Source organism: Leptolyngbya sp. BC1307 (genome assembly GCF_002286735.1).
Lineage (GTDB): Bacteria > Cyanobacteriota > Cyanobacteriia > Phormidesmidales > Phormidesmidaceae > Phormidesmis.
On record NZ_NRTA01000007.1, the window covers coordinates 18,519 to 43,882 of the forward strand.

25 protein-coding genes are annotated in these 25,364 nt (G+C 53.6%); 12 read left to right on the forward strand and 13 right to left on the reverse strand.

The window, feature by feature from the left end; genetic code table 11:
* The first annotated feature begins 2 nt into the window (after positions 1 to 2).
* Both crtE and CKL79_RS06040 read left to right on the forward strand, forming a co-directional pair.
* A complete protein-coding gene (crtE, locus tag CKL79_RS06035) occupies positions 3 to 926 on the forward strand; it encodes a geranylgeranyl diphosphate synthase CrtE (RefSeq protein WP_121968691.1) in 924 nt (307 codons plus the stop codon).
* A 63-nt stretch (positions 927 to 989) separates the two neighbouring features.
* Positions 990 to 1,445, forward strand: a complete 456-nt coding sequence (locus CKL79_RS06040; RefSeq protein ID WP_121968692.1) for a divergent PAP2 family protein — start codon at positions 990 to 992, stop codon at positions 1,443 to 1,445.
* A 47-nt stretch (positions 1,446 to 1,492) separates the two neighbouring features.
* Here the strand turns inward: CKL79_RS06040 and CKL79_RS06045 are convergent, their stop codons facing one another.
* The 7 genes from CKL79_RS06045 to CKL79_RS06075 all read right to left on the reverse strand — a co-directional run bounded on the left by CKL79_RS06045 (position 1,493) and on the right by CKL79_RS06075 (position 9,724).
* Positions 1,493 to 2,170 (reverse strand): hypothetical protein, encoded by a 678-nt coding sequence (locus CKL79_RS06045; RefSeq protein ID WP_121968693.1) that lies wholly within the window; start codon positions 2,168 to 2,170, stop codon positions 1,493 to 1,495.
* A gap of 40 nt (positions 2,171 to 2,210) precedes the next feature.
* On the reverse strand, positions 2,211 to 2,540 hold the full coding sequence (locus CKL79_RS06050) for an MgPME-cyclase complex family protein (RefSeq protein WP_121968694.1): 330 nt from the start codon (positions 2,538 to 2,540) through the stop codon (positions 2,211 to 2,213).
* A 197-nt stretch (positions 2,541 to 2,737) separates the two neighbouring features.
* Positions 2,738 to 4,945, reverse strand: a complete 2,208-nt coding sequence (locus tag CKL79_RS06055) for a tyrosine-protein kinase domain-containing protein (RefSeq protein ID WP_121968695.1) — start codon at positions 4,943 to 4,945, stop codon at positions 2,738 to 2,740.
* A gap of 110 nt (positions 4,946 to 5,055) precedes the next feature.
* Positions 5,056 to 6,333 carry a polysaccharide biosynthesis/export family protein gene (locus CKL79_RS06060; protein WP_205879013.1) on the reverse strand — a complete coding sequence of 426 codons (1,278 nt, stop codon included), beginning with the start codon at positions 6,331 to 6,333 and terminating at the stop codon, positions 5,056 to 5,058.
* Positions 6,334 to 6,615: 282 nt separating this feature from the next.
* Positions 6,616 to 7,440, reverse strand: coding sequence for a cyanoexosortase B system-associated protein (locus CKL79_RS06065; protein WP_141242161.1), 825 nt, complete (start codon positions 7,438 to 7,440; stop codon positions 6,616 to 6,618).
* Between the two features lie 55 nt (positions 7,441 to 7,495).
* Complete coding sequence (crtB, locus tag CKL79_RS06070) at positions 7,496 to 8,482, reverse strand: cyanoexosortase B (RefSeq protein ID WP_121968698.1); 987 nt, start codon at positions 8,480 to 8,482, stop codon at positions 7,496 to 7,498.
* Between the two features lie 60 nt (positions 8,483 to 8,542).
* Positions 8,543 to 9,724 (reverse strand): DegT/DnrJ/EryC1/StrS family aminotransferase, encoded by a 1,182-nt coding sequence (locus CKL79_RS06075; protein WP_121968699.1) that lies wholly within the window; start codon positions 9,722 to 9,724, stop codon positions 8,543 to 8,545.
* A gap of 253 nt (positions 9,725 to 9,977) precedes the next feature.
* Between CKL79_RS06075 and CKL79_RS06080 the strand changes: the two genes are divergently transcribed.
* From CKL79_RS06080 to ndk, 3 genes are all read left to right on the forward strand, one after another.
* A complete protein-coding gene (locus tag CKL79_RS06080) occupies positions 9,978 to 10,328 on the forward strand; it encodes a Dethiobiotin synthetase (RefSeq protein WP_121968700.1) in 351 nt (116 codons plus the stop codon).
* 97 nt (positions 10,329 to 10,425) lie between these two features.
* Positions 10,426 to 11,112 (forward strand): hypothetical protein, encoded by a 687-nt coding sequence (locus CKL79_RS06085; protein WP_121968701.1) that lies wholly within the window; start codon positions 10,426 to 10,428, stop codon positions 11,110 to 11,112.
* A gap of 132 nt (positions 11,113 to 11,244) precedes the next feature.
* A complete protein-coding gene (ndk, locus tag CKL79_RS06090) occupies positions 11,245 to 11,694 on the forward strand; it encodes a nucleoside-diphosphate kinase (RefSeq protein WP_121968702.1) in 450 nt (149 codons plus the stop codon).
* 107 nt (positions 11,695 to 11,801) lie between these two features.
* Here the strand turns inward: ndk and CKL79_RS06095 are convergent, their stop codons facing one another.
* Together CKL79_RS06095 and def are read right to left on the reverse strand one after the other, a co-directional pair.
* Positions 11,802 to 11,996 carry a hypothetical protein gene (locus tag CKL79_RS06095; RefSeq protein ID WP_121968703.1) on the reverse strand — a complete coding sequence of 65 codons (195 nt, stop codon included), beginning with the start codon at positions 11,994 to 11,996 and terminating at the stop codon, positions 11,802 to 11,804.
* 42 nt (positions 11,997 to 12,038) lie between these two features.
* Entirely contained in the window at positions 12,039 to 12,602 is a 564-nt protein-coding gene (gene def / locus CKL79_RS06100) for a peptide deformylase (protein WP_121968704.1), read from the reverse strand.
* Between the two features lie 206 nt (positions 12,603 to 12,808).
* Between def and CKL79_RS06105 the strand changes: the two genes are divergently transcribed.
* Positions 12,809 to 13,717: an ABC transporter permease gene (locus CKL79_RS06105; protein WP_121968799.1), complete on the forward strand. Its 909-nt coding sequence runs from the start codon at positions 12,809 to 12,811 to the stop codon at positions 13,715 to 13,717.
* A gap of 220 nt (positions 13,718 to 13,937) precedes the next feature.
* Here the strand turns inward: CKL79_RS06105 and psaC are convergent, their stop codons facing one another.
* Positions 13,938 to 14,183: a photosystem I iron-sulfur center protein PsaC gene (gene psaC / locus CKL79_RS06110; RefSeq protein ID WP_121968705.1), complete on the reverse strand. Its 246-nt coding sequence runs from the start codon at positions 14,181 to 14,183 to the stop codon at positions 13,938 to 13,940.
* 356 nt (positions 14,184 to 14,539) lie between these two features.
* Between psaC and acpP the strand changes: the two genes are divergently transcribed.
* The 4 genes from acpP (at position 14,540) to CKL79_RS06130 (ending at position 19,513) form a co-directional block, all read left to right on the forward strand.
* A complete protein-coding gene (acpP, locus tag CKL79_RS06115; protein WP_121968706.1) occupies positions 14,540 to 14,779 on the forward strand; it encodes an acyl carrier protein in 240 nt (79 codons plus the stop codon).
* Between the two features lie 210 nt (positions 14,780 to 14,989).
* Positions 14,990 to 16,246 (forward strand): beta-ketoacyl-ACP synthase II, encoded by a 1,257-nt coding sequence (fabF, locus tag CKL79_RS06120; protein ID WP_121968707.1) that lies wholly within the window; start codon positions 14,990 to 14,992, stop codon positions 16,244 to 16,246.
* Between the two features lie 118 nt (positions 16,247 to 16,364).
* Entirely contained in the window at positions 16,365 to 18,371 is a 2,007-nt protein-coding gene (tkt, locus tag CKL79_RS06125; RefSeq protein WP_121968708.1) for a transketolase, read from the forward strand.
* A 371-nt stretch (positions 18,372 to 18,742) separates the two neighbouring features.
* Positions 18,743 to 19,513, forward strand: coding sequence for a hypothetical protein (locus tag CKL79_RS06130; RefSeq protein WP_121968709.1), 771 nt, complete (start codon positions 18,743 to 18,745; stop codon positions 19,511 to 19,513).
* A 14-nt stretch (positions 19,514 to 19,527) separates the two neighbouring features.
* On the opposite strand, the gene CKL79_RS06135 is transcribed toward CKL79_RS06130, so the two are convergent.
* Entirely contained in the window at positions 19,528 to 19,755 is a 228-nt protein-coding gene (locus CKL79_RS06135) for a hypothetical protein (RefSeq protein ID WP_141242162.1), read from the reverse strand.
* A gap of 95 nt (positions 19,756 to 19,850) precedes the next feature.
* Here CKL79_RS06135 and CKL79_RS06140 point away from each other — a divergent pair, with 95 nt between their 5' ends.
* Positions 19,851 to 20,984 (forward strand): geranylgeranyl reductase family protein, encoded by a 1,134-nt coding sequence (locus CKL79_RS06140; RefSeq protein ID WP_121968711.1) that lies wholly within the window; start codon positions 19,851 to 19,853, stop codon positions 20,982 to 20,984.
* A 114-nt stretch (positions 20,985 to 21,098) separates the two neighbouring features.
* Here the strand turns inward: CKL79_RS06140 and CKL79_RS06145 are convergent, their stop codons facing one another.
* Entirely contained in the window at positions 21,099 to 21,986 is an 888-nt protein-coding gene (locus CKL79_RS06145; protein WP_121968712.1) for a GIY-YIG nuclease family protein, read from the reverse strand.
* 446 nt (positions 21,987 to 22,432) lie between these two features.
* Between CKL79_RS06145 and CKL79_RS06150 the strand changes: the two genes are divergently transcribed.
* Positions 22,433 to 23,971 carry a TM0106 family RecB-like putative nuclease gene (locus CKL79_RS06150; protein WP_240518703.1) on the forward strand — a complete coding sequence of 513 codons (1,539 nt, stop codon included), beginning with the start codon at positions 22,433 to 22,435 and terminating at the stop codon, positions 23,969 to 23,971.
* Positions 23,972 to 23,991: 20 nt separating this feature from the next.
* Here the strand turns inward: CKL79_RS06150 and CKL79_RS06155 are convergent, their stop codons facing one another.
* The gene (locus CKL79_RS06155; protein WP_121968713.1) at positions 23,992 to 25,362 is read right to left on the reverse strand and encodes a di-heme oxidoredictase family protein; all 1,371 of its coding nucleotides are present in this window, start codon (positions 25,360 to 25,362) and stop codon (positions 23,992 to 23,994) included.
* Between the last annotated feature and the right edge of the window lie 2 nt (positions 25,363 to 25,364).

The window sequence follows — 25,364 nt, forward strand, 5'->3', positions numbered from 1 at the left end:
CCATGGTGACTACAAATCTTGATAGCCCTAGCACCTTTGACCTCAAAAGCTATTTAGCTGACCGGCGATCGCAGGTCGAAGCCGCGATAGATCGCATCTTGCCCGTGGTTTACCCTGAAACCATCTACGAGTCGATGCGCTATTCGCTGATGGCAGGCGGTAAGCGACTCAGACCCATTCTATGTCTGGCTACCTGTGAGCTACTCGGCGCTGACCCGGCGATCGCGATGCCTACCGCCTGCGCCCTAGAGATGGTGCATACGATGTCGCTCATCCACGACGACCTGCCAGCGATGGACAATGACGACTATCGCCGGGGCCAGCTGACCAACCACAAAGTGTACGGTGAGGATGTCGCCGTCTTAGCAGGCGATGCGCTGCTAGCCTATGCCTTTGAACTCATCGCTACCCAAACCCCTCAAGGTCAGGGTGGCGCTCAGCCTCAACAGATCTTAAAGGTGGTTGCCCAGCTGGGAAGAGCCGTCGGCGCAGACGGGCTGGTAGGCGGCCAGATTGTCGATCTTGCCTCTGAAGGTACCGCCGTCGATGAACAGACCCTCACCTATATCCACATGCATAAAACAGCGGCGCTGCTAGAGGTCTCAGTGACCGCTGGGGCGATTTTAGCTGGGGCTGACTCGTTCGTCGTAGAGCGTCTTAGCCGCTATGCCCAGCGGATCGGGCTGGCTTTTCAGATCGTCGATGACGTGCTTGATATCACCTCCACCGCAGAGACACTGGGTAAAACAGTGGGTAAAGATGTCGCCGCGCAAAAGGCTACCTACCCCAGCCTGTGGGGGTTAGAAGCTTCGCAGCGCAAGGCTCAGCAGCTCGTGAGCGAGGCCAACGCCGAACTCGCTGGTTTTGATCATAGGGCGCTGCCGCTGATGGCGATCGCCCGCTACATCACCGCTCGCACCCATTGATACCCACGCCTACTGAGCCTGTTTTTCACAAATTGTCCGCTTACCGGCCCGTATTACTGACTCATGCAGGACTTCAATCAAATCTTTCAAAATCACGTACTGTGGGTAGCCCTTGTTGCCTGTATCACCGCTCAAGCCCTGAAGCTGATTGTTGAATTTGCTCAGCACCGCTCTATTAACCCCCGAGTGCTGGTTGAAACCGGCGGTATGCCCAGCGCTCACTCCGCCCTGGTTACCGCTTTAGCCTGCGGAGTCGGGCAAACCATCGGCTGGAACACGCCCGCTTTTGCTGTCACCTCTGTATTTGCGGTGATTGTCATGTACGACGCAGCGGGCGTTCGGCAGGCGGCAGGCAAGCAAGCGAAAGTCCTCAACCAAATTTTGGATGAGCTATTTCAAGAGCATGCCGAATTCAACCAGGATCGGCTCAAGGAGTTGCTGGGCCATACCCCTGTTCAAGTCATTGTCGGCTCAGCGCTGGGTGTCGTCATTGCCTGGTTAGCCGCGCCCGCTGCTTAGGCAGGGTGATCATCAGGAGAATCGCACAGCCAGCCCCAAACTCAAACTTAGCGAGCCACCTCAGCAGATAGCCGCACTACCTGTTGAGCATCCACCAAAATAGCTGCTAGCTGAGCATCGCTCAACCGCTGCAAAGTAATCGCTGCGCTATCAGCATCGCCTGTGTAGTCAGCCAGCAAATAGGAACGCTGCTGATAGACGGCTAAACCGACCGGTCTGACCACCTGGCCTACCGTCGTCGCCACCTCCGGGCGATCGCCGTACTCTACAAGCACCGCATAGCCAGCCCCTAGTCGTTGAGGCTGGTAGGTAGCCTCATTGGCCCCATCACCATTGCTAGCGCCTCCGACTTCAGTGGTGGTGCTAGCTGCTGCTACCTGCTCTGCTGCTGCTGGTCTTGAGACGAAGCTCTCAAAGCCCGCCACCGTGGTCATATAGGTGGCCCAAGCATTGGCCGTCTCCAGACTGGTAAATCCGCCTGCCCGCACCACTACCTCATCTAAGTATTGACAGACCAACACCGTATTGTCAGAGGGTAAGACCGAGGCGATCTGAGCTCGCTCTGCTTCCGTCTTGCCCCTAACCAGCAGCAGATATTCCTGACTAGCCGGCGGCGGACAAGCTGGCAGCGCCGACTGTGCTATGGCGTGCAGCGGCTGCAGCAGCGGATAGCTAAGTGCCGCACCGAGCAAGCAGGTAAACCAGAACGGACGATAAAATGGCATGGCTAATGGGTAGAGGTTGAGAGGGGCTGAGCAAGCTGCCTTACGCCGCTGCTTCCAGAGAGGCGAGCGCCTCTGGAATAGCAGCCGAGGGCGCTTCAAATTCACCCATTGCCACATACTCTAAGCGCAGCTTTAACCAGGTTATAAACGTTTGATTGGTAGAGACTACAGCTACCGACGGCTGGGGGCAACTAGCCTTGACTTTGGCCAGTTCGGGCGCTTCTAAGAAGGCAGGTTGCTTAATCACCCAAAAGTCAATCTCTCTTTCCTGCGATTGGTAATGGCGATAGCGCTCCTTTATAACCTCATCAAAGGGTTCTTCCTCTAGCAAAAAGCGCTGGCTAGCCACTACGTAGTAGTAAGTTGTCATCTCTTCAAATTAAGGATTTGGTTACACACAAAACCGCGTCAGTCTGACTGTCATCAATCAGGACAGCGCTGCCTGCCACAGCTTATCCTACGACGATGTAACCGCCTAAGATCATCTTGCCCAAACTTAGCTGTAGCGAAGTTCGATCAGGCTCTGCTGAACATAGTTCCTGACTATTATCTACTAAAAACTAACCGCTAGAAGTCAATCCGTCCAGACGGCGCACCGCTAAATTCTGGCTCACGAGATAGCGTAGCCGGGTCGTCTACCGTCCTATCGCCTAAGTCTGCGGCTTGCGCAGTACTCATACTTACCGCATTGATAACAGCGCCTAGCAGTCGTACCTCGTCGCTCAGCTCTAACTCTTCAAGAGCCGTCGCAAGAACGGCTTTTTCGGTAATTCCTGGCCGAGTAACCAGCACAATCCCATCGGTCTGCTCTTCTAGCAATAGGGCATCGTCGCAGCGGGTGAGGGACGGAGTATCTAAAACTACCATATCAAAGCGGGAGCGAGCATCTTTTAAGAAGCGCTGCATCTCACTAGATTCAAGGATGCCAGCGGGCTGACTCTGTGGACCCGGTGACGGACAGACGTACAGGTTCTCAACTTGAGATATCATCTGAGCATTGTTGCCGACCTGTCCGCTGTAGTAGCGCAGTGGCTCTAAGATGGTCTGCGGGTCGATGCCCAGTCCTAGTATTTCGGCTTTAGACCCCGATCTCAAATCGGCTTCCACTAGCAGGGTACGCCTGCCGGCTCGGGCAGAGGCGATCGCCAAATTATACGCACTCACACTCTTCCCTTCCTGGGAGCGAGTGCTGGTCAGGACAATCATCCGAGGCCCAATCGAGCTCTCCTCATTACCCACTAAGCGCAGCCGACTCAGAAGCCGCTCATAGCTGTTGTGATAGATCGAATCAGGCTGCACCAGTATCGGCACCGCCCGGGCAGAGCGCGTCTTCATCGCCGGAATAATACCCAGCATAGGCACTTCTTGGTCTTGCAACATCTCCTCTAGCTCTTCAGCAGTGCGTACCGTGCCATCAAGCATATCGAGTAGATAGACCACACCACCGCCCGCAATCAGGCCGGTCAGTGCTCCTGCTAGCAAGATGACTATCGGTGCAGGCCGATCTTGTTCATTGGGCACGGTAAATGGCGGGTTCGATACCGTCAAGCTGCTCACCGTCTCAGCGGCGGCAGCTTCCGCATCGACCCGGCTAGCCTGCAGTCGGTCATACAGCGCCCGTCGTAGCGCTACCTGCTGCTCTAGACGATTGCGCTCTAACTGCTTATTTGGCAAGTCAGCATACTGCTGCCGCAGGGCCTGAGCTGACTGGCCCAGCACCTGCTGCTGACTGAGTAAGGCATCTCGCTGAGTGTCAAGCGCTACTAGCTGATTTGCCAGCGCGGCCCGCGCCGGATCCAGATTAGTCTGGGTGCCGCTCGGTATCGGCGCTACATTGCCATCGCCTCTGAGCACTTCTGAGGCTCGCTGCTGTAAAAGCTGCTGATAGGTCGCCAGGTTGTTGTTAAGCTCTTCTACAGCCGGAAAGCTATCTCTGCGTCCCTGACTTCTCAACAGCGCCCGCTGAGTTTCTGCTTCAGAGATCTGGGCTCGTAGCTGAGCAACCAATGGATCGGCGCTCAGCGCTGATGATGCGTAAGCCTGGTCGGGCGTCATCCCTAGCTGCGACTGGATGCTGCGCATCTGCGCGTCAATCCCTGCCAGCGTAATCAGGTTGTTGCGCTGCTCCTGCTGGCTACCTGTAATACCGCTGAGCAGACTGCCATCAATAGAAGCTTGAATGGCCGGTCCTTCGATCCGGTCATAGGCTTCTAAGTCCTGTTCAGTCTCGCGCAGGTCAGCCTCAATGGCTGGTAAACGCTTATCAAGCTCCGTCGTGATCGCCCCTAGTCTGGCTCGGTTGGTGGCCTGACTTAGCTCCACCATCGCCTGAAACATCACATTCAGTACAGTCTCAGTGACTTCAGGGTTTTGGCCCACAAAGCGCACCGTCACTCTTTGGCGGAGGCCGGGACTTGTTTCTTCCTCATCAGGCGAGACCACTGCAATTCGCGTGCTTTCTACCAGTTCTGCGGGGGTAAGGTCAATGCCCAGCGATCGCAGTTCAGCAGATACCTCATTGAGCAAAACATCGGAGAGCAGCAAATCCTCATTGATGATGCCAAGCCCCTGATCTTGAACCTGCGCGCTGGTATCTGAAAAAGCAACCAGCGGTGAATTGTTGACCAGCACGCCCTCTGAGTAATACTCTTGCGGCGGCTCTGGCTGAAAAGCCACCACGCTAGAAGCCCCTAAAATAGATAAGAAAGTGAACAAACCTGGCCACTTATAGCGGTTTAGCGCGAGCAGATAGCGTTTGATAAAAGGGGATGCCATGGTACTACTTCAAAGAGATCAGTGAGCGAGAGGTCAGAGGCATAAAGTCGACTGCAAACTAAAGGTAAGAGAGGTAATGTCAAAGCCAGAATGCTTACAAGCAGCTTTGACTAGCGGAAAAAGTTGCTGTTGTTATTGTTATTGTCGTTGAAGATGTTTTCAAAGAAATTGGTGAAGCCAAAGACATCGCGGAACGGCTGAGAAATGGTTCGCAGTGCAAACGATACCCGGCCAATGAGGTTGCGACCGACCACAACGATGTCACTGTCTTCTAAAGGCGGATTTTGGGTGATATCGCCCTGAATGGCGGATTTTGCATCCAGACTGACAGTGACTGCTCGGCCTGTTTCTGGGTCGTAGCGAATCAGCGCTACATCACCCAGGTTGGCCGTATCTGGGTTGACCCCCAACAGCGAAACTGCATCTATAAATGTACTGCCATTATTAAGATTGAGCGTGCCAATCCCAGATCGGCCGCTCGCATAGTTGAGGAAGCGCACATTGATAATCGGCTGAGCTAAGGTAGAGCGGGCGACCAAATAGCGATCATATTCATCTAGCTGACTAGGATCTAGCTCAGGAATGACGACAACATCGCCATTTTCCAAGCGGACATTCGGTAGCGGACTGCCCTCTTTTAGGGGGGTAAACAGATCGACACTGACCGTTTCTTCAGTAATACCACCGCCCCGTCGCAATTGCCTTTGAACCTGAATAGCTCGTAGGTCAGACGTGCGGGTCGCGCCACCAGCAGTCAGCAGCGCTGTCGCGACACTCGGATCGGCGAGCGGATAAAAGCCGGGCCGCTGCACAGCGCCTACAATAGTCACTTCCACCCCGCGCTGTGCCACCAGAGTGATGGAAACGTCGCGCGGATCGCGAATAACTACATACTGGTTATAAATCCCCCGCAGCCGGTCTTCGGCTTCGGCTAGGGTCAGCCCCTCAAACGGCACGGCGCCTTGAATAGGCACAATGATTCTACCCTGTAAATCAAGGGTAGCCTCAAAGGTGAGATCGGGATAGCGCTGTACGCTTACAAAAATCGAATCTCCCGGTCCGAGGTGATAGCCATCAAAAGTTGACTCTAGATTAGCGGGCCTGACGACGGTATTAGGTTCTATCAGCGGTCGTTCAAACCGGGGGCCATTCTGGGGTGGCAAGCTAGGCACCTGCTCTACCGAACCCTCTCGCCGAGGCGATCGCTCAGCAGAGCCAGCCCCATTCTGAACAGGGGTAGCGCCGGGTGCAGCGGGCTCTGCCGGGGGCAACGTCGGCAAATCAACCTGCGCCTGCGCCGGTATAGCACTGCCGATGAGGCTGGTAATACATAGCGTACCTGCTAGACAGCGGGCCGAGAAGGTGATTAGTTTGGCTGTCCGGGTCACGATAGACCGGGACGCGATAGTGCTATTGGAACCTGATAGACCGTTATTCATAACTGCTTAGTAATGACTGACAGGGGGCTTGCGACCAAGTGATTTGTCACCTGTTTGATCGAATTTATGTGGGCTATGAGCGCGACTCGCGGCGGTCAATACATCTTACGAACCCACGTAAAATATAGTGTTAAAAAACGCACATCTCTAAGACTTTTCTCACTTTATTATCAAATCAACACAAGCCAGGACGATAGCGTTATATGGGCAAAATAAACAGTCGGCTTGGGTTCAAGACTTGAGTTGAGCCCTGTGCCCATAGCGGCTCAAGCCGCCCCCAGGCATCTGTGCAGATGCCGAGGTAAAAACGCTCTGTAGCAGCGTCTTTTGTAAAGTTTTACCAAGAGATTCTAGAGTCTCCTGATGCGGCGCAATATCGCTCAGTGGGGCAATTGGCAGCCAGACGCTGACAGCTACCCAGGGCATTCTCTCGTAGCGACTCCACTGCGCCTTTTGATCGGCCCAGAACCATCGCGCTGGGGAAGCGCTGCCGCCAGTAGGCCAGGCGTACCACTGTAAAACTGCGTAGGTTTGTCCCTGACCCCATGCACGGAAGAAATCACCGCTAATCCGGACAGTTTTAGAATTTTCTGAGTGATTAGTCGGTACGCCAAAGGACAATTTTTGATGAGAATCTGTAGTCCAGTGCTGAGAGCCTTTGATATCTAGCCATTCAACTTCTGGCTGATCTGCTTCCCATATCTGCGGACGCAACAGCAGAAAAACGGGCGATGTGACACCTGCATCACTCTTCTCAGGAGCAGCCGTACTGTCTCCATCAGTAGCAATGGGTAATAGTTTTTGAATGGACCAGGTCTTGCCACCGAGCTTATTTTTGACCTGCTCATCGGTTACCCAGCCAGGCAGTGGGACGCCCTGGTCGCGAATAGCTTGCAGGGCGCTCTGGTGAGGTAGCTGAGGCGGCGTCGCCCAAGGCCAGCTAGAGAAATATCGCGGTAGGGCGCTCACGGCTATAAATAGCGCCAGGGCAGCCACGACAATCCGCATGACGACGGAATTTTTGGTAGGGCGCTGATCGGGGAGTGTAGAAGACACAGGGCTAATCTGCTTTGCGCAGGCGGCTACAGGTGAGAGCGGGCAGTACTAGACGTTAGAAGTAGTCGGGTCGAGGCGGATGAGGCCGGGTATTGATAGGGTTGCCAGCGGTTTTACCTGGTTCAGCCGATGACTTTCTTAGGGGGGAGACCTGGGAGCGGGCATCGGGTACAGTAGCGCTGACTCTGAGGCTAGCGGGTGCGTACTGCTCCAACAGTCGAATTAAGACAATTAGCATTCCTAGCGTAGCCGCTGAGTAAAGGTCGCCGCCCCAGCTTTCGTGCAGCCAGTCGAAGGCCCTGGTCATTTGAGCGCCGTGGAAAAATGCTAGGACAGTATTGCGAACGATGTTGCCCGCTACGCTAATGGCAACAATGCCAGTGAAGAATAGGCCAGTTCTCAGCCGGGAGCGATTGAGACCTGTCCAGTAAACCAGTATCAGACCCATATAAAGGCTGGTGAATAGCATTTTTAGACCCGCACAGTGGGGGGCCACTTCAACCAGCTGATTGCTTACGGATAGATAGATCCCATCGACTTGGACATCGACGCCGAACTGCTGCAGGATAAAACCGGCGACGGATGCGATGAAACCTTGCAAGGGAAGAACGTAGGGCTCAATCAGGTAGGGTAGCTGAGTGGGCGTAGCCAGCAGCAGCAGCAGCCAGGGAAATGACTGCAGCCTGAACCCTGGTTTGCCTTTCAGCACTAAGAGCAAACCCGCTAGCAGCAGCGGCAATGACAGATTCATCAGATCGACCAGACCACTGCTGTAAAACGGCACTGCTACTAGCAGTAAGGGAAAGGCCAGCCAGTGCATCTGAGGCGGCAGCTTGTGCCATGCGGCTCGCCGCTCCCAAACCAGGTAGGCCGCAAACGGAATTCCTAGCAGCCCGTGACTGAAATATTCGTGCTGAATGCTGATGGATTTATTCAGCCAGCCGTCTACCCAGTGCCACAGCAGAGGACCGTAGAGAATGCCAATCAGGCCGAGCATGATTCCTTCAAGCGATAGCGATGGTCTGGTTTTAGAAGCTAGCATGGGAAATTAGCCGGAATAAAGGGGCGCAGATGAGCGGGCGCTGTTGAGTAAATTAAGGTGTCAGACGGTCAGATTCGTAGCAGTTGCAGGCGTAGCGGCGATCGCTGACTTAATAACACTGACTACTCGGCCAAGCTGGTCTGTGGTCAGGCCGGGATACATGGGTAATGACAAAATCTCCTGGCTGAGTGTCTCAGCGTGGGGAAAATCACCTGGCCCATGGCCTAAAGACTGAAAAGCAGGCTGCAGGTGGCAGGGCGTAGGGTAATGGATGCCAGTCTGAATCTCTTGACTGTTGAGCTCTAGCTGTAAAACGGTGCGGTCTATGGGGCAATCGGTGGTGACTCGTAATACATAGAGGTGGTAGACATGGCCCGAACCGCTGCTGTTTTTTATCGGTCTGATGCCGTAGTCAGCGAGCGGTGTGATCGCCTGGTCGTAATAAGCAGCGAGTCGGTTGCGATCGCGGTTCCAGCCTTCTAGATAGGGCAACTTGAGCTGCAATACGCCTGCCTGTATAGTATCCAATCGGCTGTTGACGCCGCCCGGATCGGTGTGAAAATACTTGCGAGTGGCCCCGTAATTACGCAGCGATCGCACCGTTTGCGCGATCAGCGCCTGGTGGGTCACCAACATGCCGCCATCGCCCAGAGCGCCCAGGTTTTTACTGGGGTAAAAGCTAAAGGCTGCTGCCAGCCCAACAGAGCCAGCCCGATAGCCTTCGCGCTCAGCCAGATGAGCCTGGGCCGCATCTTCAAAAACGACTAGATTGTAGCGTTTAGCCAGGTCGAGCAGAGCGGTTGGTGAGACCATCTGTCCGTAGAGGTGAACAGGCACAATGGCCCGAGTTTTAGGCGTAATCGCTCGCTCTGCTGCCGCTAAATCGATCAGCGCTGTCTGCGGATCGCAATCGACAAAGACTGGGATCGCCCCTGTGCGCACAATCCCAATCAGCGTTGCCACAAAAGTATTGGCCGGTAGGATGACTTCGTCCCCGGCGCAGATGCCGCAGGCCCGCAGTCCGAGCGCGATCGCATCAGTTCCGCAGCCGACGCCAACGCCATGAGCGCTCTGGCAAGCACTGGCAAAGGCCGCTTCAAACTCGGCAACCGGCTGGCCGAGGACGTAGTTATCTTCATCTAAAGCCGCTTCTACGATGGCCAAAATTTCTGATCGGAGCGGTTGATGCTGCCAGGCAAGATCGACGAATGGAACGGGGATGGGCGAACGAGCGTAGGCCATAGAGAAAATCAGGAGAGCACACCAGTATGCGCAACGCCAGTATGCAGTGCCAGCGTCAGGTTATATCAGTCTGACTCGATTCTTAAGCAGTTTACCGACTGAAGGATGAATTCTCTGTAAAGCTTGCCTAAATGACTTCAACAGGTTTTGATTAGATAGCCACAGGGTAGGTTTTGATTAGATAGCCACAGGGTGCCCCGTTTGCCCTGCATTGCTATAATTTTATGTTGAGATTTTTCAGGCGTTTGGATCGATGGACTTTGAAACGGCTCGTCAGGTGCTCGCCAGCCAGACCCTCCCCCAGTATGAAACTGACGACACTTTTTTAGGCAGGCTGCGTCAGGGAAAGCCGCCAGTGCCTGGGCAAGTGACCACGCTACTGCTGGCTCTTAAAGTCATTCAAGATAGCTTAAAAGGAGGCTCTACACTGAACCGGGAGCTGGCCCACGCTCTCTTTTTAGTCGCGTACGAGAGCCGTAACCTATTTGAAGTTAGCCGCACCAGCCGGGTAGAGTGGCCGCCGCTACTGGACGAAGATCTAGAAAGAATTGCGATCGCTGCTTACAAAATATTTGCGGACGCTGCTGATCAAGCGAGCAGTTAGCCGAATTAGCCCTTTAAGATTATTAGGTAGCCAATATTCACCCTTGCGACTAGAGTACAGGGGCAGCTTTTTGAAACCTTTAATCGATATAGATTCAATGCCATCTCATTCTGACCTTGAGATCAAATCTCGCTTAGCGCTAGGGTTAGGTCTGCTCAGCCTGGTTGTGATTTTGCTATTGCGACTGCTGCTACCTGTACTAGCAATCTCTGGACTGGGGGCAGCGAGCTACTGGCTATGGCGACAGCAGCAAAGGCGACACCGACAGCGGCAGCGCCACCAGGCCCGGCTAAATACTAAGTTTTATCAGCTATTGCAACGGCAGCAAGGCCGCATCAGCGTGCTTGACTTTGCGATGCACAGTCGGCTTGACGGCGCATCCGCTCAAGCCTACCTCAATGCCCAGGCTCAGGCTTTTTCGGCCTACTTTGAAACGACGCTGCGTGGTGACATTATCTATGTTTTCAATGTCGCGACGGTACCGGGCGAGATTCCGCATCACGCCACTGCTCAAGCAGAAGCTGCTTGGGCCCATGCTGAGAGCGCCCACATGCAGCGCACCCGCGAAGAGAAGGCTCAGGCTGCTTGGGCCAACGCCAAGCAAATTCGAACGCTGCGCCAGCTTTCACGGCGCGATTGCGGTCAGCGCTCCGATGCGCCGACCGCGCTGCCAGCTACAGATACCTCAGGTAGCGATACGGCGCAGTTGCCGGTTGTCAGAAGTCGGGGCGATCGCGACCTTGACTCGGTAATCACTATAGAAGTGCCAGCAGTGCGAGGGTAGTCAAGCGCATTCGACCTCTTTTTAGATAGCGACTTTACCGACTCTTTGCCGAGCAGGGCTTTACAAAGCGACCTCAGTTGCTGAGCATAGGAAAGGTTTACTCGCAGACGCAAGTTTTAGGAGCGCTTAGCAGTGGAAAGAAGTTTTATCATGATCAAGCCCGACGGGGTACAGCGGGGATTGGTCGGCGATATTATCAGCCGGTTTGAGACCAAAGGGTTTACGCTGGTGGGCCTCAAGCAGATGTCGGTTTCGCGGGATCTGGCCGAAGCCCACTACGCCGTCCATAAAGAGCGTCCTTTCTTTAAGGGTTTGGTAGATTACATTATCTCTGCTCCGGTAGTGTCCATGGTTTGGGAAGGCGATGGCGTGATTGCATCGGCGCGGAAGCTGATTGGGGCGACTAACCCTGTAGAAGCAGAGCCGGGTACGATTCGTGGTGACTACGGCATTACGATTGGCCGCAACCTGATTCACGGTTCTGACGCGCCGGAAACGGCTAAGAGCGAAATCGAGCTGTGGTTTGACGAGGGCAGCCTATGCAGTTGGGAGCCGACGATGAAGCCCTGGCTGTATGAATAAGCTCATGCTTTGACTGCTCACGGTCAGTAGTTTTTAGCAGTCCTTAAAAAGCCCCGGTCCAGACAATTGGACCGGGGCTTTTTGCTATATCTCGCAGCGAACTGCCGCTACATATTGGCGCGGGCATCTTTGACAGCGGCTCTGAAAGCCAGAATGCCAGCAGGGATGCTGAGGGCCAGAATCACAGCCGTAGGCGCGGTGCCCCAGTCCGGGTCGCCAGATGAGAGTTCGAACATAGAGCCGACTGCTGCGATCGCCGTCAGGCAAGCTATTCCTAGAAATGCACCGCTTTTTGGGGTCACAGAATTTTCTCCAAGCTGTATGTTATTAGCGAAAGTTTGGGATTATTTAGCTTTTTTTACGTCTCTAGCAGAAAAACCGTGTTTCTGAAGCTCTTGATTGAGCGCGATCGCATTCTCCACCCGGTCTACAAACATGATGCCAGTGAGGTGATCCATTTCATGCTGAATGACGCGGGCCACCAAATCATCAACTTTGAGCTTGCCGGGCCGACCGGCTTCGTCTTTAAAGCTGACTTCAATGGCCGTTGGCCGCACCACGTCTAGATAGACGCCGGGAATGCTCAGACAGCCTTCTTGCCCGGTCGCCAGCTCCTTGCTGTAGCGAGTGATCTTAGGATTGATCAGCACGAGCGGCGGCGCAGCGGCATTTTCAGGGTCAGCGTCAACGACGAGCAATTGCTTATTGACGGCTACTTGAGGCGCTGCCAGACCGATACCGTCTTCGCTGTACATGGTTTGCAGCATTTTACGCACTAGGTCACGCAGGTCGCCATCTATTTTGGCCACCCGTTTTGCGGGCTGACGCAAGCCGCGATCGCCCAGGTAAGAAATGGTCAGGGGCGGCTTCTTGAGCTTTTTCTTTTCGACTTCGATGACTGCGGCCATGGTGCTGTAAAGAGTGTTTAAATATCGGGTTATTCAGTCTATTGTAACAACTCGCACTGACTTCGAGATGAGCGAACCCGAAATAATCTGCCTCAGCAGCTTCAGCAGCGGCAAAAAAATCTGATTTACCGCTAGCTGGTATCAAGCACCTTTGATAAGGGCAAACTGAAGCCTAGAAAAGCCCGGCTGTGGAGCTACTAATCATCGTGCTGAAATCGCTAACCAAGACCGATTATTTACTGCATGAGACGCTGCGAGGATTGCAGCGGGGCGGCTGGATGAACTGGGCGGCTATCAGTACGATGACGGTGCTGCTGTTTTTATTTGGGGTGAGCCTGCAGGCGAGCTGGCAGATAGAGGGGCTGCTCAACCAGTTTGGCTCACAGCTGGTGATCTCCACCTACTTAGAGAGCGGTGTCGATGCTAGCAGTCTGCTGGGGCAGATAGAGAAACTGCCCGGTGTGGTCACGGTTGAAGCGGTCAGCAAAGAGCAGGCTTGGGCTCAGCTCACCGAGGATCTGGGTCTGTCGGATGTTTCTAATGCCTCTTCTCAGCTGAATGGTAACCCGCTGGTTGATGAAATCAAGGTCAAGGCACGGGCGGCGGAGCAGGTGCCTCAGCTCGCTAGAACGCTGAAAAGCATGGGCGGTGTTAGCGATGTGCTCTACGTCAGTGAGGTGGTGCAGCAGCTACGTGACCTCAATCAGGGGTTGCGCTGGGTGAGTTTGTCGGTGGTGAGTCTGCTGAGCCTGACGGCGATCGCTGTGGTCACCACCACTATTCGGCTGATTGCGATCGCCCGTCGTCAAGAAATCGAAGTCATGCAGCTCGTGGGCGCTACCCGCAGCTGGATCTATCTGCCCTTTTTACTACAGGGATCTGTCTTTGGGATTGTAGGCGCTGGTGGATCGTGGGGACTGCTGCTGACCATTCAGACTGGGCTCAGTTCTCTCTCAGCTAGCCAGCAGCCCGCCTTCATTGCGTTTTTGATCAAAGGGCTTCAGCTCACGCCTCAACAGTGGATTTTGCTACCGATGGCGCTCGCTTTCTTAGGCATCGGGATTGGTTTGCTTGGCAGCGTTTTGGCCGTCAAAAAAGTAGCCGCCGCCAGGTAGATTTGAGACAGCTCTCATAAACCACTGGCAAACTAACACTGGCAAACTAATAATCAAAATCCCCCGTTAGCCTGTGCAACTACACAGCTCAGCGGGGGATTTTGATGAGTACTGATTCCTCGCAGGGTCTGCTTCAAGGGCCATGCTTCAGAAAGCCAGACGCCTTAGTCCAGATCTAGCTAGACAGCTTAGTAACTAGATAGCTTAGTAACTAGATAGCTTAGTAAGCCAGACCCATACTGCGAGTCGTTTCAGCGCCCAGGTAAACGCGAATGCTGAGGAAGTCAGTCGGGCAGGCCGTTTCACAACGCTTACAGCCAACGCAGTCTTCAGTCCGAGGGGAGGATGCGATCTGACCGGCACGGCAGCCATCCCAGGGCACCATCTCTAAGACATCGGTGGGGCAAGCGCGGACGCACTGGGTGCAGCCAATACAGTTATCGTAAATCTTTACTGAATGAGACATGCAGTATAAACTCCAAAATTATGATTGCAGGGTTGCCAATCGTCAGCGACCGGCTCAAAAGCTGCCCTAGCTGTCAACCGCGAGCAAGGGTTCTCTAACCCAACAGCAGTTTATCCTGAGGAGATGAGAGATTCGACAGTTAGGGGGGCAAAAATTTATGGAATGTAATATTTTCTAGGGTTTTACCCGAATGGTCAGCTCAAAATGACCTGTTGAGAGGGCGCAGGGGGGTCACGCTTTCCTATAAGATGGTGAAACCTAAATTTTAGAGGCTACTGAAGCACAGTCGCGACGCAGTAGTATCTATTTAGGTGATTTTTTTGGGCTTTTGCCGCTGTTTGAAGGTAACTACAGTAATGAGTGACGACATTTTAGGAAAGGTTCAGAAGATTGTTTCTGAGCAGTTAGGGGTAGACGAAGCCGAGGTCAAGCCAGAGGCTAACTTCGCCAATGATTTGGGCGCTGATTCGCTCGACACCGTTGAATTGGTCATGGCGCTAGAAGAAGAATTTGACATTGAAATCCCTGACGAAGCGGCTGAAAGCATCAGCACTGTGCAGTCAGCTGTTGACTTTATTAAGTCGAAAGCGGCTTAGATCTGGGTCGCTTGCTAGGATCATGGCTACCGGGCCGTAGCTATCAAAAACCTAGCTATCAAAAACCTGGCTATCAAAAACCTGGCTATCAGAAAATCAGCCACACTTTATTAGCTTCCCGACGTTTGAGTTGATCGAGTTAGGCTCTCTGGCCTTTTGGTTTTGTCCCTATGACCTGACAAGCCGCCGCCCCTCGTTGCCTTTAAAACTATGGCTAATTTAGAAAAAAAGCGTGTTGTTATCACCGGTATGGGCGCGATAACGCCCATTGGTAATACCCTGGAGGACTACTGGCAGGGGTTGATTAGCGGCCGGAATGGCATTGATACGATTACAGCATTTGATCCGTCGCAGCACGGTAGCCAAATTGCTGGCGAAGTTAAGGGATTTGACCCCTTGGACTATATGGATCGTAAAGATGCGAAGCGAGCGGCGCGGTTTGCTCACTTTGCGATCGCTGCTAGCAAGCAGGCATTAGCCGATGCCAAGCTAGCCATTACCGACCTCAACGCCGAGCAAATTGGCGTCATGATTGGCACGGGCGTCGGCGGCATTCAGGTGATGGAAGATCAGCAGGAGATCTATCTCAATCGGGGGGCGAGCCGCTGTAGCCCGTTCATGGTGCCGATGATGATCGCCAATATGGCCGCTGGGCTAACGGCTATTCAAACCGGTGCCAAGGGGCCGAATTCCTGCCCAGTGACGGCTTGCGCAGCCGGGTCTAACGCTATTGGTGATGCCTTTCGCCTGGTGCAAAATGGCTACGCTCAGGCGATGATTAGTGGCGGCACCGAGTCGGCAGTCACGCCGCTGACGTTTGCGGGCTTTTCGTCGGCACGGGCGATGTCTACGCGCAATGACGATCCGACCCATGCGAGTCGCCCGTTTGATCGCGATCGCGACGGTTTCGTTCTCGGTGAAGGCTGCGGCATTTTAATCTTGGAAGATCTCGACCACGCTCTGAGTCGGGGCGCTCGCATTTACGCTGAAATGGTGGGCTACGGCATGAGCTGCGATGCCTACCATATGACTAGTCTGGCTCCCGGCGGTGAAGGGGCCACCCGCTCAATTCGCCTGGCTTTGAAAGACGGTGATCTGTCGCCAACAGACATTAGCTACATCAACGCCCACGGCACCAGCACACCCGTCAACGATCCCAATGAAACTGCTGCCATTAAGACCGTACTGGGCGACCATGCTTACAAAATTACCGTCAGTTCGACCAAGAGCATGACCGGTCATTTGCTCGGTGGCTCTGGCGGCATTGAGGGCGTTGCGGCCGTTATGGCTGTTGCCAACGATAAAGTGCCCCCCACTATTAATTTGGTCAATCCTGACCCCGCTTGCGATTTGGACTATGTCGCTGACAGAAGTCGCGATCAAACGGTAGATGTCGCCCTGTCAAACTCGTTTGGATTTGGGGGGCATAACGTCACGCTAGCCTTTAAAAAGTACGCTGAAAACTGAGTCATTAGGCCAATCAGTGGCCTCTAAGAGAGGGCTGATTCGTCAGTATAATGGCCTCACTTCCTGAGAGTTTTACCAACCGCTCCACTACCCCGTCGTTCACCTAAAAGAAACCACTATGGCTGTCGCAACTCAATCGCTTGAAACGCTGTGTATCAATTCCATTAGATTTTTGGCCATTGACGCCGTAAACACCGCACAGTCTGGGCATCCTGGCCTGCCGATGGGCGCAGCGCCGATGTCTTTTGTGCTGTGGGATAAGTTTATTCGCCACAACCCGAAGAATCCGAAGTGGTTTAACCGCGATCGCTTTGTCCTCTCAGCGGGCCACGGCTGCATGTTGCAGTACGCCATGCTGTATCTCACGGGCTACGACAGCGTCAGCATTGACGATATTAAGCAGTTCCGGCAATGGGGCTCCACTACGCCCGGTCACCCTGAGAACTTTGAGACTGCCGGTATTGAAGTGACGACTGGCCCCCTGGGGCAGGGCGTTTGTAACGCGGTTGGTTTGGCAATGGCCGAAGCGCACCTGGCAGCTAAATTTAATAAGCCTGACTGCACGGTGGTCGATCACTACACCTACACCATCATGGGCGACGGCTGTAATATGGAGGGCATTTCGAGTGAAGCTTGCTCTTTGGCTGGTCACTTGGGCCTGGGTAAGCTGATTGCCCTATACGACGACAACCATATTTCGATTGATGGTTCCACAGATATTGCCTTTACAGAAGATGTGAGCAAGCGCTTCGAGGCGTATGGCTGGCATGTGCTGCATGTAGAAGATGGCAATAGTGACTTGGCGGGGATTGAGAAGGCGATCGCTGAAGCCAAAAAGGTCACCGACAAGCCCAGCATGATCAAGATTACGACCACCATCGGCTATGGCTCCCCCAACCGGGCGGGCACTGGCGGCATCCACGGGGCCATGCTCGGCGACGATGAGACCATTGCCACTCGCGAAAACCTGGACTGGAAGTACGACTTCTTTGAGATTCCTGAAGATGCGCTTAGCCGCTACCGTCAGGCGATTGATCAAGGCGCTGAGGCTGAAGCCGATTGGGAGAAGACGCTATCGACCTACCGCAGCAAGTATGCAGAGGAAGCCGCTGAGTTTGAGCGGATGATCTCCGGTAAACTGCCCGACGGTTGGGAAGATGCGCTGCCGACCTACACACCCGAAGACAAGGCACTAGCCACTCGGAAGAATTCGGAAGCGACGCTGAACGCTTTGGCTCCTGCCCTGCCTGAACTGATCGGCGGTTCTGCTGACCTGACTCACTCCAACCTGACCGAGCTAAAAATTTCCGGCGACTATCAAAAAGGCGCTTACGAAAATCGCAACATTCACTTTGGTGTGCGCGAGCACGGCATGGGCGCAATCTGCAACGGCATCGCCCTGCACGGCGGCGGTCTGATTCCTTACTGCGCAACCTTCCTCGTCTTCACCGACTACATGCGCGGGGCAATTCGCCTCTCGGCCCTGTCTGAGGCAGGCGTGGTCTACGTCATGACTCACGACTCGATTGGCCTGGGTGAAGACGGCCCGACTCACCAGCCGGTAGAAACGGTCGCTTCCTTACGCGCCATTCCCAACCTGTACGTGATTCGCCCTGCCGACGGCAACGAGACCTCCGGCGCGTACAAAATCGCCATCCAAAAGCGCAACGCCCCGACGCTAATGTGCTTCTCCCGACAGGGTTTGCGCAACCTGCCCGGTTCTTCTATCGACGCGGTTGCCAAGGGTGCCTACATCATGTCCGACTCAGATGGTACGCCTGACCTGATCATGATTGCGACCGGTAGTGAAGTGCAGCTCTGCGAAGATGCGGCTGAAAAGCTGCGCGGCGATGGCAAAAAAGTGCGCGTGGTTTCGATGCCATGCTGGAAGCTCTACGAAGAGCAAGACGCAGCCTACAAAGAGTCTGTACTGCCTAAAGCAGTGAAAAAGCGCTTGGTGGTGGAAGCCATGAGCAGCTTTGGCTGGGCTAAGTACTACGGCGACGAAGGCGATATGATTAGCGTCGATACCTTTGGCGCGTCGGCTCCGGGCGGCGTGGTCATGGAGAAGTTTGGCTACACCATTGATAATGTAGTATCTCGGGCGAATGCGCTGCTCAGCTAGTCTGTTAGCTTGCTTCAATAGCTAAATTTAACGTTTGCAGAGGGGAGGGCACGATGTGTTCTCCCCTTTTTGTGTTGGAGCCTCCGTCCGTTTCAGATTCAGTAACTGAGGCAATCCAAGTTGAGAGGGGAGATAGCCTATGGATAACTATTGAGAACACTGCCTAATAAAGGTTTGACCAATCCTCCGCGCTCAAAGACGCTCTTCAATAGACCTCTTGCATAATAGATTTAATGGTATTATTAAAGGTTTTGCCGAATTCCTTTAATATCTGCCCTTTAACTAGGGCCATCCAAACAGTGCAGGCAAAGGCCCTTTTATTTAAAACCCGTTAGCATATCACAAAAGTAATTATGCAAGAGGTCTAATCAATGAAAAAGAAACGTTTCATCTGTCTGGTAATCGGTATAGTTTCAGTCGTAGGTGTGAGCTGTGGGCGTGCAGAGCGGCCTGTCCAAGAAGCGGCTGTCCGTGAGGTAGCGGCTAAATCGCAGGACGAAGAAACTCGCTATTTTGAGGAAGACCTTTACCTCACCAGTTCAGGAGAAAAACTGCCTATCAATGCCATTCGAGCAGAGCTGCTGTGTCCCATCTTCCCTCAGAACTTTCGACAGGTTGCTGAAAGGGCAGATGCGATCGCCATTGGCAAACCTCTAGAATCTCTAGAAGAGAGCGAGATCAAGGTACACGACGATATCACGAGATACGAATTTTCTGTCTCTGATTTTGCGGTAGAGACGGTACTAAAAGGCAGCTTTCAAGACGGCGATATCATTAGCTTGGGTCAAGATGTGGCTATTCTCGACGACGAGATTTACCGGTTGCCGGTTGGTCATGAAGATTGGAATGAGCGATCGCTGGTGCTCAGCACACCCAACAATTACCGCCCAGTCAAAAAAGGATCAAAGTACATTCTGTTTCTGTACAAAAGGACAGACGCTAACATTTACTTCCCGATTTACTACGCTCTTGGCCGGTTTAACGTTGATGGGACAGACGAACTCAACTATGAGCCTTACCCTGAGGTGTCCACGCATCTGAAGATTCGAGACTATGCGATCGCGCTATACCGTGCAGCAGCCCAAACCCCAGGTCAAAATCTGCTGTCTCAAATCGTTGAACAATCTGACACTGCCTTCTGAAGATTGTCCTCTCACTAAGAAGCGTCATCCTTCATAGGCCCAGCGTCTTCTTTTATCGCCCAAAACTGCTGAAACCAGGTGAGTAGCATAGCGATCGCCACTAGCCCGCCTAGCACCCAAGCTACCGTCCGAAAATTGGTCGCCACTAGCAGCAAAAAGTAGCCCAGGCCAACGCTGCCTAATAAAACAATTGTTTGCCAGCGGCGCAGGGCCTGAGTCCACAGCAATTGCCTTTGTTTCACCGTTTCTCCCTCAGATGTAGGTCATTTAACGAGGCCATTCAAAGGATAGACTTGTAGCTAGCTTTTGTGACCTCAATGCCAGGGATTGTTCAAATATGTCATCATACGACTGCATTATTGTCGGCGCGGGACCAGCAGGGGCAAGTGCGGCCTACCATTTGAGCAAAAACGGTCATCAAGTGCTGCTGCTAGAGAAGGCTTCGCTGCCTCGCTATAAGCCCTGCGGTGGCGGCGTTTCTCCGCAGATTGCAGACTGGTTTGACTTTGACTTTGAGCCAGTGATTTCGCAAAAGGTGACTCGCGCCCGGTATACCTGGAAGCTGGGAGACGTGGTAGAAACTGACCTGAGTCTGCCAATTTGGATGGTGCGTCGCAATGAGTTTGATCACTACATTGTCCAGCAGGCACAGCGCAAAGGAGCGGTATTGCAAGATGACACCAAGGCGACGGGAATCGCTTTTGAAGAGAATTGCTGGAAAGTGACAACCAGCCGTAACGAGACGCTAACTGGCAAGTATTTAATCGCTGCCGATGGCGCGCGCGGTCCGATGGCTAAGTGGCTCGGTTTCAACAAGCGCAAGACGAGCGTGGCGGGTGCGATTGAAATCGAACCGAAGGTGGCGGTAGAAAATAGCCACGTGGTGCATTTTGAATTTGGTCTGCTGAAGAATGGCTACGTGTGGAATTTTCCTAAAGCGGACGGCTATTCGATTGGCAGCGGCGCTTTTTGTACGAACCAGCGCAAAGGTGGCGATCTGGTGCAGCCGATGGTGGACTATGCGGCTTCGTTTGGGGTGGATGGCGATCGCACCCAAAAACACGGCCACCCGGTCTGCCTGTGGGACGGCGACCAAACCCTGCACACCCAAAATGCCCTGCTCGCAGGAGAAGCCGCCTGCGTTGTCGATCCCTTCACTGCCGAAGGCATTCGTCCTTCTATTTTTACCGGCATCAAAGCGGCTGAGGCTGTTGACCTAGCGCTAGCAGGCGACTCAGATGCCCTGGCAAACTATAGCCGCATCATTGCCGACGAGTTAGGCAGTGAAATGCGCTTGGCATCGCGATTAGCTAAGGCGTTTTACACCGCCCCTAAGCTGGGCTATCGCACCATTATCAAGCAGCCATCGGCAACAAGGGCGATGGTGAAAATATTCACGGGCGAGCTGAAGTATGCCGATATGGTGCAGAAGGCGTTGCGGCGGCTGAGTGGGGGGCTCTTGGCACGATAGTTGCCTCTGAGAGTCACGCAGACTTAGGCCGCTAGCGTTAACGATTCCATCCAAGCAGGACTGCCATAGATACCGGCTAACGGCTCGTCAATCTCGAATAAAAGCAAAACACTGTCATGTTTCATCGAGCAGTCTTTCCTCTATCTTCTTGAGTGAGACGCCTTCCTCAGTAAGCCAACTCGTAGGCCCCGACTTGCTGTTCCCGGAGATAAGCGCTGCCGCATATGATGAAGAGCTAGGCGCTATATCTTTGGTGAGCTTGTAATTTTCGCCATCGGATTTCACTGTTCCGTCGTCGATCCATTTTTCACGCATCGCTACAGCTTTCTTGGGCATGCTCGGATTGTTTTTTCCGGAAATGTCCGAACCTTCAAACAGCACGAAGCCGTCGTCGGACTGTTGTCCCGTTGCCTTCACAGTAGAAGAGGAGAATGAGAATGTAAAGTTAGCTAGCTTTCGAGCTTCTGACTCAGGCCTTTTAGGAGAGGCCACTACCTTAACCGGCTCCAAAACTCTGTGACCCAGAGTTCCCATCACAATTCGGAGATTATGTATGTACTCTTCCATAACGTCTCTATCAGCTCTCGGAAGAACGGATTCGGTAGGCGTATTGCCGCTCTCAATTCGATAGCGGTCAGCAGCTCTGCTGATGGCGGTGAGACGTGACTCTAGATATTTAACGTGTGCTCTAGTAAGATTTTCGCCTTTGCTAGTGAAGATAATTACTTCATTCCAGAAATCTTGATCCCTTTCTTGTTGGCTGAGCCGCTTCACCACGTTTTCAGATTCGCCAATATAAGCGCGATCACCTGTTTTCGCAGTCTGTTTCTCTAGAAGAAAATAGACTCCAGGACGCTCGGTCTCTGACCACTCTTTAAGTTCATTTAGCCTGCTTCTAGGGCACGCAATTGCTTGACCTGACCAATTAGCAATTTCGACATGCCTAATACCGGATGGAACTCCATCGGCAAGATACACAGTAACCTTACGACCAAAATTCATCTAAAAATTGCCTTATCTCCATAAATTTCTCCTCATGCTCAGATACTATATTTATCGACCTTAGTAGCTTTATCGTCTTTTATACATTGCCATTGTTTAATCGCTGATACCGTCGAGCCCACCATAGGTCACATTGCTGCTGTAAGCTCAGCCCAATTTCTGGAGTAGCGCTGAGCGGTGCTCCCAATTATGGGGCGAGGCCAACAGGCAGGTTCTGTGACTTGAGATCTAAGATGTATAAAGCCTCTAGATACCCCTCAGATAAGGTCCCACCGGGCTCAGGCGGGTATACAGATGAAGGCAAGTTCGCTTGATGTCAGGAATCAACTGCTATGCAGATTGTGATTGAAATACCCGATGCGATCGCCCGACGGCTCCAGACCGACTGAAGTAATCTGACTCGACGTGATACTTAATACGCTACGCTAGCAGAGTAATCTCTGGTCTTGGTCAGTTTGTCAACTGCGCGGCGCAATTTATCAACCTCCGTCAGGACGACGCCACCCGCCACCGCCCCGATGTGGTTTACCGACCACATGCTTTTCCACTACCAGCGCTGTCGTCGCCGTGTCTATCTCGACAGCTACGGGGATACAACGCTTAAAGATCCGCCCAGCGACTATTTTGTAAAGCTGCGCGAAGACAGCGCTGAGCACAGAACTGCCATGCTTGCCCAGTTCAAGCCTTTGCAGCGGCCTGTCTTTGAGCGGAATAATTGGGAAGCCGGAGCCAACGCTACTTACCAAATGATGGCCGATGGCGTTGAGACTATCTACCGGGGCGTGCTGACGGCCCAAGGCCCTGGCGATGTGCGGTATCGCAGCGAGCCAGATGTGCTAGTGAAACGTGCTGGCGAGTCCTGGCTGGGCGATTGGTACTATGTGCCGTACAACGTCAAACTGGGCAAAAAGCCCAAACCCGAATATCAGCTAGTGGCAGCTTTCGCAGCTTATGTGCTCGCCGAAGTGCAGGGCGTGTGGCCCGAGACCGCCTGGCTCTTGCTCAAAGAAAAGCAGTACGCTGTGACTCTGGGTCGCTACGTTCCTAAGCTGCAAGACGCCTTAGACGATTGCTTAGAGGCTCAGTCCGGCGTGCTTACGGCGGCGAATCCACCAGAAGTCTTTATCTCCCGTAGCCGCTGCGATATGTGCCCGTGGTTGGGGCACTGCTACCAGGAAGCAAAAGCACAAAATCACCTCTCACTGCTGCCGGGCGTCACCAAAAAACGCTATCCCACGCTCGTAGAGATGGGCATTACGACGGTTGAAGCCTTGGCCAGCGCGCAGCCATCTCACCTGGCCTATTCGCTAGACGTAGAGCAGATGGTGACTGAGAAAATGATCTTTCAAGCGCAGGCGAACTGGACAGAGAAGGCGATCGCCCGCCTCCATAAAAGCCGCTTCCCACTGACGCCCAGTGACGTTCCCACCACCGATATCGAACTCTATTTCGACATAGAAGCTGCTCCAGATAAAGACCTGATTTATCTGCACGGCGTTTTAGTCGTCAATAACCGCACCCAGGAAGAAACCTTCCACGCCCTCGTCGCCGAAGCCCCCGAGCACGAAGAAACTGCCTGGTTTGAGTTTTTGGCCCTGGTCGATAGCTATCCCAACGCGCCGATCTATCACTTTTGCCCCTACGAAGCGCAAACGGTGAGTAGACTCAGCGAGCTGTACGGTGATGGCGGCGTCAATATAGACCATTTGCTCAACCGCTTCGTCGATATTCACAAGCGCGTTGTCGAGGCGGTGGCGCTGCCGGTAGAAAGCTACGCGCTGAAGCATCTGGCTCGCTGGATGGGGTTTGAGTGGCGAGATGAAGATGCCAATGGGGCACAGTCGATTTGCTGGTACGACGACTGGCTGACGACAGGCGATCGCACCTACCTCGACACCATCCTCCGCTACAACGAAGACGACTGCCAGGCCACTTACCGCGTCAAAGACTGGCTGGTAAAGTTTGCCCAACCGTTCTGGCAGTAAAGGTCTGGCAGTAAAGCTTTCTACAGCGAATTCAAAAACTTCAGCATCGCTGCGCGTCCCTCTTTGCTCAGCGCCATAAATGCCTGCTTCGCATTCTCAGCCTCGCCCCCATGCCACAGAATTGCCTCTTCAACCGTGCGCGCTCTGCCATCGTGCAAGTAGCCCGAATAAGGCAGCACCGTCTGGGTGAGTCCCAAGCCCCATAGCGGTGCCGTCCGCCATTCTTGACCGGTGGCCTCAAAGTCGGGTCGATTATCGGCTAAGGCTTCGCCCATATCGTGAAGTAACAAATCGGTATAAGGCTGAATCGTCTGGTGCGCCAACGCCTTCACAGTCGCTGAACCTGTCTGAATCGAAGTGAGATGGCAGGCTGCGCAGTTGGCATCGGCAAAGAGTTTTTCGCCTCTTTGCACTATCGGATTATCTACCTGAGTACGCGCAGGAACGGCTAGGGTTTGCGTGTAGAAAGCAGAGGCTTCTAACGTATCGGCGTCAATCTCTGTCGTGCCGTCGTCGTTGGGTAGGAGCGGATTGGCAATGCCCATATCGTGCGCGTAAGCGGTTGCCGTTTGGGAGAGCAGATTGGCCGAGTTTGCCTTCAGGCCAAAGCGCCCTACATCCATTCGCTGCTGCTCAAAGTTCCACACGTGGTTGGTTCGCCCTGAGATGCCGTCATTGTTTTTGTCTTCCGGGTCGGAGAGCTTTTTCAGCGTTCTTTCGGGAATAGCTTCGAGCAACCCAACGCCAAAAATCGGTGGGGGAATTCTCAGGGAAGTCAACAGATCTTCGCTAATAGGACTGTTGTTATCAATAGCAGAAAGGGTGATTTGGGGCGATCGCAACTCATACCCCTCACCATCTGGATACTGACCGCTCATCTCTTGCCATTCCAAAGTCACGCTCGCCTCTGGCTGTACGCCATACACGCCGCTATCTTGCAGCTGTGTTCCAATCACCGGATCGGGCACGACGCCTTCAGTTTTGACAATTGGGCGATCGCTCGAAGCCGGTAAACTCGTTCGCACCAGCGCCTGGCCGAGCTGCGGCATGCCCCGGCCATTTTTGATATGACAGCCCGCGCAGGAGTTGTTATTAAAGGTCGGGCCGAGCCCCGGATGGATGGGCGCAGGCGCAGTTACAAATACCGCGTCGAAGGCGACATCGCCTTCAGCGTGTAAGTCCATCTCTTGGGCATTTAGGCCCGGAGCGGGCTGGCCGAAGGCGTGCGAAGACCGGTTGTAGAAGGTGGTTTCGCCGCCAGCTTGATAGTTGGGCGTGGGGGTAGTGCCCTGCTTAAGGCTAATAGAAAGGAGAGCGGCAACGGCGATCGCTGCCGCAAACAACAGCAGATAGCCCAGCAGCCGCGAAGGGCGAGAAGAGGAAGAAGCCATGG